Source organism: Borreliella afzelii (genome assembly GCF_014202295.1).
Taxonomy (GTDB): domain Bacteria; phylum Spirochaetota; class Spirochaetia; order Borreliales; family Borreliaceae; genus Borreliella; species Borreliella afzelii.
The window spans coordinates 12,409-25,137 of record NZ_JACHGM010000005.1 but is presented as its reverse complement, the minus strand read 5'-3'; the positions used below and the strand labels follow the sequence as shown (position 1 = coordinate 25,137).

Sequence of the window (12,729 nt, the reverse complement as noted above, 5' to 3'; positions counted from 1 at the left end):
TAATTCTTTTGTTTATATTTTTAATAAAATTTGATTTTAATAAAATCATTATTATTTAATTTTTATGCATGTGTTTATAAATTAAATTTATAAGGATATAATTTAAATATTTAATTTTCATAAATCAATATAATGATTTGGTATTTAACAATTCTTGAGAAAAGATAAAATTGGTATATATTTATCTTTTAGAGGAATCTATCTTACCTAGCAGAACTTTTAAAAGTTTACTAAAAATAGTATTTAGACAAATTTATATATTTGTAGATTGTTTTAGCAGCAAGGTGGAGAAGGAGTATGTATGAGGATTTTGGTTGGTGTTTGCATGATAATATTAGCTTTATTAGGTTGTTATTTGCCTGATAAGCAGAAACAACAAGCCGTTCAAACTTTTTTTGAGAATTCACAAAGTAGTGATATAGGTTCTGATGAGATTGTTGCTGATGGGATATTTGATAATTTAAAATTATATATGACTGAGCATAATTTGCTAGTTGATATAAAAAAGGCCATAATCAGTTTAAAAGATCCTAATTATCGTGCTGTACCCCCAGTTGACGACTATAATGAGGAGTATTTTAATAAATTCTTTTTAGAGCTAGGTTCTGAGCGATCTAAAGAATTGATTAAGTTGTTTGGTAGGATAAAAAATGATCGGAATGATGATAAATTTAAAAGAAAAGCTCATTGGCTATATTCATGTATAAGGGAGCTATATTCTTCAGATATTAAGTATTCTGGTGAAGACGGGTATGAATATTGGTATGGTGGGAGGGAATTTTTTATGCCTAGGCCTACTATTGATGAACAATATTTAAAAGCGAAGAAAGTAATAGGACAGCAGGTTTAAAATGATTTTTGGTTATTAATGTAATGAAGTCAGTTTTAGGTTAAAGATATTTGAATCTCTCTTAAGGTTAGCTTTTATACTAAAAAAATATAATATATATTATATTTTTTTAGTATAAAAGCTAACCTTAAGAGAGATTCAAATATCTTTAACCTAAAACTGACTTCATTACATTAATAACCAAAAATCATTTTAAACCTGCTGTCCTATTACTTTCTTCGCTTTTAAATATTGTTCATCAATAGTAGGCCTAGGCATAAAAAATTCCCTCCCACCATACCAATATTCATACCCGTCTTCACCAGAATACTTAATATCTGAAGAATATAGCTCCCTTATACATGAATATAGCCAATGAGCTTTTCTTTTAAATTTATCATCATTCCGATCATTTTTTATCCTACCAAACAACTTAATCAATTCTTTAGATCGCTCAGAACCTAGCTCTAAAAAGAATTTATTAAAATACTCCTCATTATAGTCGTCAACTGGGGGTACAGCACGATAATTAGGATCTTTTAAACTGATTATGGCCTTTTTTATATCAACTAGCAAATTATGCTCAGTCATATATAATTTTAAATTATCAAATATCCCATCAGCAACAATCTCATCAGAACCTATATCACTACTTTGTGAATTCTCAAAAAAAGTTTGAACGGCTTGTTGTTTCTGCTTATCAGGCAAATAACAACCTAATAAAGCTAATATTATCATGCAAACACCAACCAAAATCCTCATACATACTCCTTCTCCACCTTGCTGCTAAAACAATCTACAAATATATAAATTTGTCTAAATACTATTTTTAGTAAACTTTTAAAAGTTCTGCTAGGTAAGATAGATTCCTCTAAAAGATAAATATATACCAATTTTATCTTTTCTCAAGAATTGTTAAATACCAAATCATTATATTGATTTATGAAAATTAAATATTTAAATTATATCCTTATAAATTTAATTTATAAACACATGCATAAAAATTAAATAATAATGATTTTATTAAAATCAAATTTTATTAAAAATATAAACAAAAGAATTATAAGTTTAAATACTTGTATGGAAGATAATTTAAATTAGAATGCTTTACGCTTAAATCAACACCTTTAGTTGATTTTTTTAAAACCCTATTTATAAATAAATGTTTTGATTAATTTTTAAGGCTTTAATAGATGATAATAAAGATCAATCAATATTGTGTTTAAAAACATAAATAAGGAAGAATTAATAATGGAAGATATAAGATTATGGTAATAAAAATATATTCCAATAATCAATATTTAATACAATACAATTTATATTAAGTATTGAATTATATTAATTATTGAATTATATTAATTATTGAATTATATTAATTATTGAATTATATTAAGTATTGAATTATATTAATTATTAGATTTTAAATAAGGAGAGTATTTTTATGAAACATAATATAATTGCGAGCATATTTGTCTTTTTATTTTTAACTTCCTGCAATCCAGACTTTAGCCCCAATCAAAAAGAAAAAACAAGCAAAGAAACATCTACTTTAACAGATTTGGGAAAAAGTAAAATCCCAGTATCAAGATCAAGAAAAAGTGCAGCTGATTTATCTGGAACAGATATAGCAACAAAAATCACCGTAGAAGAATCTGTAAATAATAAGAGAATAGGGGAGCCGTTAACATCGATCGGTGAACCGATTGATATGTCAACAGAAGAAAGATCAAGATCAATTGGGTCAACAAATGACATAGAAGCTGCAGAATTATTAGAATCTACAAAATCTCAAGGAACTTCATCTATAAAAGATGCCCAAAGTCCAAAAAAAACAGAACAAGAACTAGCTAAAACTGAAGAAGAACAAAGAAAAATTAAACAAAGACAAGAAGAAGAAGAAAAACAAAGGCAAAAAGAAGAAGAAGAAAAACAAAGGCAAAAAGAAGAAGAAGAAAAACAAAGGCAAAAAGAAGAAGAAGAAAAACAAAGGCAAAAAGAAGAAGAAGAAAAACGAGCTAAAGATAAAATCGAAATACTTACAAAAAAAATAGACGAGATAAATAGAGACATCGATGCTATCAAACATAAAAGTTTGTTATTAGAGGATGTAAAGAGGGAAATAGTAGCAGCAACAGAAGCTATAGATAAAATTACAGGCCCTATATATGACCATTTTACCGATGGTAGCAATGCCATATACACTGTTTGGTATGATGATTTAGATACAGATTTAAAAGAGTTATTGGAAAAATTAAGAGATACTAGAAGCAATTTAAGAGCTAAATTAAATGTGGATAATCAAAGATATACTTGGGGAAGCAATGAACCCAAGCTAAAAGAAAACGTAAAGGTTGTCGAAATTGAATCGGACTTAGATAAACTAAAATCAGAATTAAAAGGGGTTAAAGAATACCTTAAAAACAAATCTAATTTTGAAAAAATTAAAGAGAATATTGTTAACAGTGTTGATGAATAACTTTAGATATATCTAAACTTTTTTATATGTAAATAACAACTAGTAAGAAATTTGACTAGTTGTTATTTTTTGCAAATTATTATAAATACAAAAACGTTAAATGATGGAATTTTTTATTGAAAAAGCAAAAGAATTCTCCACTCGCAATTTAATTGTAAGCGCTTTTAAATTTAGATATAGGTGAATTTTACACAAAATAATATTATTAAATCTAAACACTTTCAATATCAATAGACTATTTATCTTAATCTTACAATTAATTGGTACCGCATCTATCAAAAATAGTAAATTACAATACTCACAACCATAAAGTCTATATATTCTTTTAAAGGGGTCTATTGTAATATACAACAACCTAGCTCAACCAATAAAACAAGATTGATTTGGTTATTGGTCCCATTTTATTGTAAATCGCATTAGCTATAATTGGAAAATTTTTATTTCTTAATAGAATTATTTAGGAGTCAAAAAATTTAATTAAGATGTCTATATCTTTGCAATGTTGTGTTAACTTTTATTTTATTATTATTGAATAGATAAAATCATGAAAAATAAAATTCAATTACAGCTTAGATTATTATTAAATAATAAAATTTATCTTACAAAATATTAAAAATACTCCCTCAATAAAAATATAAAACAAGACTAACAATTATCATAATATAAAAAACTTTAAGAAAAACTTTTAATCTAAATGGAATTTTATGTTTCTATTTTCAAAATATCGTTCGGTCATTCATTATTCATCAATAGAGACCCTTTAATTTTTCAGTTGATAAATTTGGATACTTATCAAATATTAGCTTAATAGTATCAGCAAATAACTTTATATTTAATGCAATTTCATAGGTTTTATCTTCATTAACTTGTTTATCTTTTATAGTAAAATGCGCAAGCATATAACTACATCCACTCTTCTTATAAAGAAGTTTAAAAGAATTTGTTAAGTCATTATTAAAAACTCCAAAATTATATGAATTAATGTATCCAAGCTCTTTTGAAGTCTCTTTTAAACTAATTTTAGCAACACCAGTTCTATATTGCTCAAAATCAATATTTGATCCCTCAGAAATTAACTTTAGGCTTTTAACTTCATATTTTTCTTCAAACTCTTTAGTTGACTCAAATGCTATTATTTTAGCTATTGGGACTTCATTGCCCAATATCTTGTAGTTATTATCATTAATATAATAATTATAGCCAAACCATAGTAATGATAAAGTTTTAAATCGAATGGGTGAAAAAATATACGAATACTTAAGTCCTTTAAGATCTTGAATCAAATTATTGTTTTTATCTTTTATAGCCCTTAAATTACCAGATTTTGCCCATGTAACATAACCTCCTGCAAATAATTGCGAAACTTCTCCCTCTTTTATTTCATTTAACCTAAATTCTTCATCAACACAATAAATATTGTTATTATCTTCTTTAATATTTTTTTTACTATATTCTTCAATATTTTTATTATTATCTTCTTTAATTGGCTTAAAATCCAAAATTCCAGCCTTAATACTTTCTGAATATTCTAGTGTTGGCAAACAAGAATAAAAAAACAATACAAATAAAAATATATTTAAAATACTTATCCATTTTTTCATAAAATTCCTTTTACTTTAAGTAATTTTTAAAGCCTCTCCATTAATTTAATATCAAAAATTCACAATATTTTCTCATTATATCAAAAAAAGTGTGCATAAATAGAAAAATAAACATTTAGGATAAAATAATTTTTAGTGCAAAGCTTAAGCTACCTATAGACAATTAAGTTTTACACCAAAAATAGTAAAAACAAAAAAGTATTGCAAGATAAATAATATTTTTAAAAAAATTATTTATAATAGCCCAATATATAAAAACATAAACCCTAGAATATTTTTTATTTAGCTCAAACTCTTCTTAAATATTTTCAATAGCATAATTTATAGGTTAATTCAAATTAGAATGCTTAGCAATTAAATTAATACCCCTTTGGTTAATTTTTTACCCCCTACTTATATCTTTAATTATTAATTCTTCCTTATTTATGTTTTTAAACACAATATTGATTTGATCCTTATTATCATCTATTAGGTCTTAAAAATTAATCAAAATATTATAAAACTTCTAATAATAAAAATATTATTATTTCAACAATCTATTATTAATACAATAAAATTTTATATTAAATATTGGATTATACTAATATTGAATTATAATAATTATTAATTAATAATAATTATTATATTATATTAATATTGCATTATATTAATTATTAGATTTAAAGTAAGGAGAGTATTTATGAAATATAATATAATTGTAAGCTTGTTTGTTTTTTTATTTTTAGCTTGCAATCCGGATTTTAACACCAATCAAAAAGATATAAAGTATCATTCTAGTAAAAAAGGATTAAAATCTAATAAAAAAAGAATAAAATCTAATAAAAAAGGATTAAGCCCTAAAACAGAAATAAACCAAAAAAATCAAGAAGTAGCAAACCAAAATCAAGAAGTAGCAAACCAAAATCAAGAAGTAGCAAACCAAAATCAAGAAGTAGTAGACCAAAATCAAGAAGTAGTAGACCAAAATCAAGAAGTAGCAGACCAAAATCAAGAAGTAGCAGACCAAAATCAAGAAGTAGCAGACCAAAATCAAAGGAAAAAAAACATGCTGCTTAATGATTTAAGAAACTTAATAGAAAAAGCAAACGCAGATAAAGAAAAATATGAAAAAAGATTAAAAGAAGAACCTACGGACCAATATGGAATATGGGCTTTCAAAAGATTGAGATGGCATGAAGAACCACGCGAAACAGTATCCGATAATTCCGAAAGATCTAAAGCCTATAGAAAATTGACTTACGGGATCTTAAATGATATGGATACTAGTGAATTAAAGAAATTTTCAGAAATTATAATATTGGCAAATGAAGTAGAAGGCATATTTAATACCTCTAGCGCATTGGGGGGCAATATCGACTACGTGATTATTCACCTATATCCAAAAAAAGATAATCTAGACAAACTAGGGATTTCGGATTTAGAGAATCTTAAAGATTTGTTTGAAAAATTATTATCTACAAAAGCAATCGTCTCAAAAATGTTAAAACAACTTTTATTAGATTATCAAGATAATAAGAATTCTATACAAACAGATACCACCAAGCTTAAACTTCATGTAGAGGAAATTATAAAACAAATTGAAGAAAACCAGGAAGAAGCAGAAAAGCTAAAAAGTGACATACTTTCAATAAAAAACTTTTAAGTAGTATTAAAATTATAATAATATAAAAGCCTATCTTTATTAAAGATAGGCTTAATGTTTTAGCTAAAGATTGCAAATAACTTTTCACCTATGATTTAGATAATCATTCTAAATAAGCAAACTACTATTTCTATAATCTTTAATTTAGTAATAACGGTTAGTAATAGATTAATATTATCAATTGCACATCTTTTACAAGAATTATATTTAAAAGTAATTTCTATAAATATTTGATTTAGAAATAGCAGTTCACTTATTGTGTTAATAGCAATAAATAAAATAAAAAAGGAGATTAATAATTTTAAGATTGATTTATTTCTTTATAATTAATCCTTTTATTTATTATATAATTTTATTTGTAACTACTAATCATTTAATAATATAAACAAGATCCAATTGGAAAAGATATTAAAAAGATTAAAGGGGTCCTTAAACGATACCAGGAAGAAAAAAATGAATCCAAAAGTACCATTCCTTTTAAATTTATTTTTGCCTTTTAAAGTAGAATCCTTTGTCCAAGGGGATTATATTACTGATGACTCAGTGCTTGTATTCAGTTTATTGGGGACAATACTTTTAGGAACTGGAATTATTCTAAACACCAATAAAACACAATTGCCCGGCTCCCTACTAGTAGAAGCAAGAACAAGTATAGTTGTAGCATTACATGTAACCTCACTTATTATGCTAATTTACAAATGTAAATTAGCATAATGAAAATCTTTTAAAAAGACTCAACTCTGAACTTGAAAAGTTTGAACCCATCCTTGATATTAGATAAGCGAATTCCAGCTGTTGTTTAAAAAAGTTGTTAAATAGATGTAAGATAATAATTTTTACAATCTAATAATAAATAGACTTTGTTAAAAACTTTAAATTTTAAAAAGCAATCAACAAAACTTATTACTGCGGTTTTAAATTGACAATTCGGATTGTATTGGTATACAAATACAATTCCTGACAATTGCATAAAAATTATTTAAATTTTACAAGTAATTACTTGTATGTTTTGCTTTATTTTTTTAAAAATTTAAATCAGAATATTCTTTAAATATCTTGTTTAAATAATCTTTATTATTTGAAAAAATCTCATCTAATAAATCCCTTGTAATTTTTTATTATTTTCTTTAATATCCTCTTCAATTGGCTTAAAACCTAAAATTCCAGCCTTGACACTTTCTAAATATTCTGGTGTTGGCAAACAAGAATAAAAAACAATATAAAGAAATATATTTTAAGATACTTATATCCTTTTCATAAAATTCTTTTTACTTTAAGCAATTTTTAAAGCTTCTCTATTAGTTTAATGCCAAAAATTTATAAAACATTTTTTCTTCATTAAATAAAAAAAGTATTTATGGCTTTAAAAATAAATATTTTATAACTCTCAAGATTTTTGTTGACAACTTAAGCTTTATATAATTATCAATGGGAATATATTGCTTTTATAATCTTTTAAAAGATTGCAGAAGTAATGTTCACTTTATTTATTTTATAATTTATTCACTATATAAAAGAATAGACTAACTAAAATACCTGCTATTGTTCCTTGAGAGGCTAATACAATTCCTATCATCCAATTATGAAGTTTTAATTTACTATCGAATTCGGTTTTTAAGCTTTTAATTTTTCCTTTTACAATATTAATTTCATCTTTTACAGTGCTAACTTCATCTCTTACAAAACCTTGAAGCTCTAGTTTAACAATCTCTAAATCCTTTATTGTTATTTCATTATGATAAAATCTAGTAGCCAAATCACTTGCTAATATTTTATTCATACCCAACCTAACGAGCTCATTATATACATCGTTTTCATTAACTTTTGTCTCTAACATATGTTTATTATACTCTTATTTAGGAAATTTAGAAATAGTAGTTCATATAGAATTAGCAGGCACAAAAAAAGCCCCTATGGGCAAATATTTTACTACTGAAAACGGAGAGAGAAAAGTTCTCTAACCTAATTTGATAATAGTATATTATATAATAATAATCAAGAGTTAACTTTTTTCTTTTTATCTTTTCTATGATTTTCATAATCAATAATAAGATCTGACAAGATATTTTTTTTATCTTTAATCAGCCTCTCTAGAATAAAATATATTCTTTTGGTATCTTTTTTGCAAAAATCATAAACTTCTTTATCTTTCATTAAAATTCGAATAGGTATATTTTGACTATTATCATCTTCTTCTGCATTTTCTTTAATCATATTTTCTTTATATACATATAAAGAATTGTTCTTTAATATATTTTTATATGTAGCTACAAAACCTATTTCTTTAACTTTTTCAATCGAAATAGTCCCTTCTAAAACTTTCTCATAAATTTTCAAATACATATATGCTTGGCTTCTAGCAATTACATAAGACCTTATAAACTGTTTAAAACTTTTAAAACCATCATATTTATAAAGTTCTTTTTGTTTAATTTCATATAGAATCCTCATTCTTTGAATTTTATTATTAATATCGGATTTCAAATTTAATTTCAACTGTTCCTTTAGTTTATTGTAATTTATCAATTCTTCATCTTGATTATTATCTAAATTTAATTCTTCTCCTGTAGGAATTTCAACCCTTTTATATAAAGTTACTTGCTTTTTATTTTCTTTTTTCCCCATTCTTCTCTCCTATTTTTAGGTAATTTTTGATTAAATTACATGTCCGATATCGGACAACTCTAGATAAGTAATATTATAACTAGCATTTTTGTTAACTATAAAGAAAAAATATTTTTTAAAGTATCTTTTATTTCTTTATGATACATTTCTTTTGTAGAGGGTTCTAACCGCCCGTTTATAAGAACTTTTATGCTATTTGAAAAATGTATCTTGCCCTTGATATATTCTTTATATTCTTTATAAAGCAAATCCTCCACCTCTTTTATCGTTTTTCTATTTTTTATAAACTGGTTCTCTACAATAGAAATATTGTATATTTTCTTCCTAAATTTTATAATATCATTAACTGCATTAATCAAAATAGTAAAACTTTCTATTGACCATATTTCTACCTGAACTGGAATTACAATATAATCCGTAACATTTAAGGCATTCTTTAAAAGAAAATCTAAACTGGGGGGAGTATCTAATAAAACATAATCAAAATTATAATTTTGAATATTTTCATTTAAATGATGTTCTAAAATAATTTCTTTATAATCAATGGCTTCTGAATTAAATTTTCCTAAAATGGGATGAGAGGGAATTATAGATATATAATCATCAATTTTATAAATGCATTCATTAAAATGGAAATCCCCTTTTAACATGCTGTAGGAATTGTATTTTTCAATATTTGAAATATACCTATTAAAATAGGAAGTTAAAGAATTTTGTGGATCCAAATCAATTAATAGTACTTTTTTCCCCAATTCTTTTAAAACATAAGAAAAAAGTATAGAAAGTGCACTTTTTCCAACTCCCCCCTTGATTGAAGCCATTGTTATGATATCTGATTTTTTAATATCCATTTTTTTAAAATTCCTCCGTCTGGTAATTTTTTATTGTAAAACCTATATACCTTGCTTTCCATTTTTTCTAAATGATTTAACGTAAACTGATAGTACTCGGTGGCTTCTTTTTCTTTTTTTCTTAACAAAGTTCTTAAAGACAATATATAGGACTTAATAGATCCTTTTTTAAACCTAAACTCTATGTGATATAGTTTTTTTATTGCATAAATTTTATTATTTTCTTTTTTAAGAAATAAAGGTTTTTTAAGACGATCCCATCCATATTTTATTCCTAAAAATTTATCATTTTCTTCTAATGCAAAAAGGTTAAAAAAGTAATAATCTTTATTAAGATTATTAAATTCTTGAAAAACAAGTCTAAGTCTTTGTCCTTTGTTAGTAATTCTGAAGCCAATTAAATGTTTAAATATTTTTGTGTAGTATACTTTTTTGCCGTCTATTTCTTCTATTTTACTAAAGGTATCTTTTTTAATTGAAATGTTGCTAATCTTTATCAAAGCCTTTTTTTGTTTTAGTTTTTCAAGTAATCTACTCAAATTTTAATCCTTTTGTCAAAATATTGGTTAAAATATTATTAGCTATTATACTTGCATGTCCTGAAAAGTTATTTATTTTATTTTCTTTCCATTTAGTAACATAAGTGTCTTTAAATTCTCCTGCAATAATGTAGAAATCGGTTTTATAAGGTGCAGTTTTTCTCATAAAATGAATTTTATGTTTATAAAGATTTAGTTTAGATAAAAAAAATTCTTTAATATCTTTTACCTCATAATCATATTTTAGATAATTTTTAAAATCTTTATAGTTTAATAAAGTATTTTTTAGTGTTTTAATTGGATTTTTAGTTTTAGAAGTTATTGATTTAATTCTTTTAAAGAAAGATTTTTCTATAGAATTCTTATTATATATATTTATATATTGTTTATTATATACAGTGATATTTTCAGTGATATTTTCAGTTTTGAAATATCCTTTTTTTTCTGCTAAATCATCTTTTTCTTCCTTTACTTTCTTAATTAAGTCTGATTTAGTGCTGCTAAAATATACATCAATCAATTTATGTGCAATGGGTGATACTTTATATATACAAAGCTTTCCTTTAAATTCTCCAAAGTTATTTGAAAATGTTAGTATTCTTTTTTCTAATGCTTTCAGTTTAACTAAAAATCTTAAATCTATTCTTAGAGTATTAATTGTGGTTTCTTTTTTATTTTCTTTATGTATATTTGAGTTTAGTACTCGAAGTATATCTCCTTGATGATGAACTCGAAGCTCTTTTACTTTTTCGTAAGTAAAGTGTTCTTTATTAATTAAGATGCTGTGTTTTTTTTCAAACTCTTTATTTAAGTAAATAATAACCGAAATAATTTTTTTCAGTCTGCAGACTTTACTAAGTAGTTTGTTTTTATAGGTTTGGTGGTCATGGCTAGATATAACTGATTTCATTTTTAATCTCCATTTTCAGTGTATTTTTATTAGCAATAACTTTATTATAATCAAAATATTTGATTAATTTCAACCCATGAAGTATGATTTTTTTAAATCAAAGATTATAGAAAGAGTTTTTTGTTTCATCCTATAATTCCTTTTTAGGTTCTATAAGAACGGATATCTACTGGGGTATGATCCACGAGGGTTTTGCTTCGGGCAGTTTCTGCCGTAGTTTTTATTTCTTTATAGTAATAAGCCTTAAGATTTAGAGTTGCATTCATTTATATCTCTAGCATGAGTCGTGCCTAAACTACTATAAGTCCATCTAGTATTATTTAATTTTAGAGTTGTATTTTTAATATCATAATTGTTACATAGTTTATTTGATGGGAAATATCTATCTACTTTATGAAAAGAGGATCTCAGCTGCTCTGATTTATATGATAATTGTATTACAAATCCATATCGTTTTAAATCATTAATACTTTCTCTAAATATCCTTTTTATATACTTTGAATTGATAAGTTTTTTATTACTATGTTTTTATATTATTTAGCTGTAAAGTAATAAGATAATTTATGTAAAAAGTCTTTTCTTTGATTTGAAATTTTCTTATGCAGCTTAATAACTCTTAATCTAGATTAATTCTATTAATAGAATCTTGTTGTTTTTTGGGCAGTTTTCTTTAGTGTTTATTAAGCCCATTTTCATTTTTTAGTAAATATTTAGGATTATTGGGGGGATCCCCTCGCTACTTGTTAAAGAGTTGTAAATCAAGAACTTTGGTTTATTTTTTAATTTTAGGAGAGGATAATTATGAACAAGATTCTTCTAAAGAAAAAATTAACAAAAGATTAGATAATTATAATTTTAAAAATGAAAAGGATAGAAGCCCTTTTTTGCCTATGCTTCATAAATTAGAGGTTGTTTAAAAAAATTAGGATTAAGGAAAAAAGTGGTTTTTATATGTTCGTGATGTTATGAGTGTGTTATACAAAATAAATTGATAACTTTAGTTATATTCATAAAGCTTGAGGTTATAAATTATCTTATAGATTGTTATCTATATCAAAATTTTGATTATTTAATAAAATTAGGCTTGTATAAAATCGATTACGCTGATAAATATGGAGAAAAAGCCAGAAATAGATTTGAACAATCTTATTCTAGAAATAAAGTATTTACAGTTAAACAAATATTAAAACAAACTTTGGTCGATTTGCCTAAAGATTAGACTTTTAAAGTTAAAAAAGGTAATCCTAGAACATATT

At 24.4% G+C, this 12,729-nt stretch carries 13 protein-coding genes and 2 pseudogenes; 6 read left to right on the top strand and 9 right to left on the bottom strand.

Features of this window, described 5'->3' with window-relative positions; all coding sequences use genetic code 11:
* Window positions 1-301 precede the first annotated feature (301 nt).
* A complete protein-coding gene (locus HNP63_RS04930) occupies window positions 302-850 on the top strand; it encodes a P52 family lipoprotein (RefSeq protein ID WP_183227368.1) in 549 nt (182 codons plus the stop codon).
* Between the two features lie 192 nt (window positions 851-1,042).
* Here the strand turns inward: HNP63_RS04930 and HNP63_RS04925 are convergent, their stop codons facing one another.
* Window positions 1,043-1,591 carry a P52 family lipoprotein gene (locus HNP63_RS04925; RefSeq protein ID WP_183227368.1) on the bottom strand — a complete coding sequence of 183 codons (549 nt, stop codon included), beginning with the start codon at window positions 1,589-1,591 and terminating at the stop codon, window positions 1,043-1,045.
* A gap of 679 nt (window positions 1,592-2,270) precedes the next feature.
* Here HNP63_RS04925 and HNP63_RS04920 point away from each other — a divergent pair.
* Window positions 2,271-3,305, top strand: a complete 1,035-nt coding sequence (locus HNP63_RS04920) for a hypothetical protein (protein WP_183227366.1) — start codon at window positions 2,271-2,273, stop codon at window positions 3,303-3,305.
* Window positions 3,306-3,467: 162 nt separating this feature from the next.
* On the opposite strand, the pseudogene HNP63_RS07185 reads toward HNP63_RS04920, so the two are convergent.
* Both HNP63_RS07185 and HNP63_RS04915 read right to left on the bottom strand, forming a co-directional pair.
* Window positions 3,468-3,611, bottom strand: a pseudogene (locus HNP63_RS07185) (DUF244 domain-containing protein); the annotation flags it as partial.
* A gap of 440 nt (window positions 3,612-4,051) precedes the next feature.
* Entirely contained in the window at window positions 4,052-4,906 is an 855-nt protein-coding gene (locus tag HNP63_RS04915; RefSeq protein ID WP_183227364.1) for a S2/P23 family protein, read from the bottom strand.
* 679 nt (window positions 4,907-5,585) lie between these two features.
* On the opposite strand from HNP63_RS04915, the gene HNP63_RS04910 reads away from it, so the two are divergent.
* Together HNP63_RS04910 and HNP63_RS04905 are read left to right on the top strand one after the other, a co-directional pair.
* The gene (locus HNP63_RS04910) at window positions 5,586-6,548 is read left to right on the top strand and encodes a CRASP family complement regulator-acquiring lipoprotein (RefSeq protein ID WP_183227362.1); all 963 of its coding nucleotides are present in this window, start codon (window positions 5,586-5,588) and stop codon (window positions 6,546-6,548) included.
* 453 nt (window positions 6,549-7,001) lie between these two features.
* The gene (locus tag HNP63_RS04905) at window positions 7,002-7,262 is read left to right on the top strand and encodes a P13 family porin (protein WP_048830814.1); all 261 of its coding nucleotides are present in this window, start codon (window positions 7,002-7,004) and stop codon (window positions 7,260-7,262) included.
* Between the two features lie 778 nt (window positions 7,263-8,040).
* Here the strand turns inward: HNP63_RS04905 and bdr are convergent.
* From bdr to HNP63_RS06825, 6 genes and pseudogenes are all read right to left on the bottom strand, one after another.
* Window positions 8,041-8,385: a Bdr family repetitive protein gene (gene bdr / locus HNP63_RS04900; protein ID WP_183227360.1), complete on the bottom strand. Its 345-nt coding sequence runs from the start codon at window positions 8,383-8,385 to the stop codon at window positions 8,041-8,043.
* 158 nt (window positions 8,386-8,543) lie between these two features.
* Window positions 8,544-9,173, bottom strand: coding sequence for a chromosome replication/partitioning protein (locus tag HNP63_RS04895; RefSeq protein WP_011703850.1), 630 nt, complete (start codon window positions 9,171-9,173; stop codon window positions 8,544-8,546).
* A gap of 95 nt (window positions 9,174-9,268) precedes the next feature.
* Window positions 9,269-10,024 (bottom strand): ParA family protein, encoded by a 756-nt coding sequence (locus tag HNP63_RS04890; protein WP_012615239.1) that lies wholly within the window; start codon window positions 10,022-10,024, stop codon window positions 9,269-9,271.
* Window positions 9,997-10,563 carry a DUF226 domain-containing protein gene (locus HNP63_RS04885; RefSeq protein ID WP_048830816.1) on the bottom strand — a complete coding sequence of 189 codons (567 nt, stop codon included), beginning with the start codon at window positions 10,561-10,563 and terminating at the stop codon, window positions 9,997-9,999. Before HNP63_RS04885 ends, HNP63_RS04890 begins: the two co-directional genes overlap by 28 nt.
* Window positions 10,556-11,473, bottom strand: a complete 918-nt coding sequence (locus HNP63_RS04880) for a plasmid maintenance protein (protein WP_011703847.1) — start codon at window positions 11,471-11,473, stop codon at window positions 10,556-10,558. Before HNP63_RS04880 ends, HNP63_RS04885 begins: the two co-directional genes overlap by 8 nt.
* A 143-nt stretch (window positions 11,474-11,616) precedes the next feature.
* Window positions 11,617-12,206: pseudogene (locus tag HNP63_RS06825) on the bottom strand (transposase); the annotation flags it as partial.
* A 7-nt stretch (window positions 12,207-12,213) separates the two neighbouring features.
* Here HNP63_RS06825 and HNP63_RS04875 point away from each other — a divergent pair.
* Both HNP63_RS04875 and eppA read left to right on the top strand, forming a co-directional pair.
* Complete coding sequence (locus tag HNP63_RS04875; RefSeq protein WP_183227372.1) at window positions 12,214-12,390, top strand: hypothetical protein; 177 nt, start codon at window positions 12,214-12,216, stop codon at window positions 12,388-12,390.
* Between the two features lie 59 nt (window positions 12,391-12,449).
* The gene (gene eppA, locus HNP63_RS04870; RefSeq protein ID WP_110482932.1) at window positions 12,450-12,692 is read left to right on the top strand and encodes an exported protein A EppA; all 243 of its coding nucleotides are present in this window, start codon (window positions 12,450-12,452) and stop codon (window positions 12,690-12,692) included.
* The last annotated feature ends 37 nt before the right edge of the window (window positions 12,693-12,729 follow it).

Bases quoted from the DNA above. Each gene is read 5' to 3' on its own strand.
- HNP63_RS04895 (WP_011703850.1), bottom strand. From the start codon at position 9,173: ATGGGGAAAAAAGAAAATAAAAAGCAAGTAACTTTATATAAAAGGGTT.
- HNP63_RS04905 (WP_048830814.1), top strand. From the start codon at position 7,002: ATGAATCCAAAAGTACCATTCCTTTTAAATTTATTTTTGCCTTTTAAA.
- HNP63_RS04925 (WP_183227368.1), bottom strand. From the start codon at position 1,591: ATGAGGATTTTGGTTGGTGTTTGCATGATAATATTAGCTTTATTAGGT.
- HNP63_RS04920 (WP_183227366.1), top strand. From the start codon at position 2,271: ATGAAACATAATATAATTGCGAGCATATTTGTCTTTTTATTTTTAACT.
- HNP63_RS04910 (WP_183227362.1), top strand. From the start codon at position 5,586: ATGAAATATAATATAATTGTAAGCTTGTTTGTTTTTTTATTTTTAGCT.
- HNP63_RS04890 (WP_012615239.1), bottom strand. From the start codon at position 10,024: ATGGATATTAAAAAATCAGATATCATAACAATGGCTTCAATCAAGGGG.
- HNP63_RS04930 (WP_183227368.1), top strand. From the start codon at position 302: ATGAGGATTTTGGTTGGTGTTTGCATGATAATATTAGCTTTATTAGGT.
- HNP63_RS04915 (WP_183227364.1), bottom strand. From the start codon at position 4,906: ATGAAAAAATGGATAAGTATTTTAAATATATTTTTATTTGTATTGTTT.
- HNP63_RS04880 (WP_011703847.1), bottom strand. From the start codon at position 11,473: ATGAAATCAGTTATATCTAGCCATGACCACCAAACCTATAAAAACAAA.
- bdr (WP_183227360.1), bottom strand. From the start codon at position 8,385: ATGTTAGAGACAAAAGTTAATGAAAACGATGTATATAATGAGCTCGTT.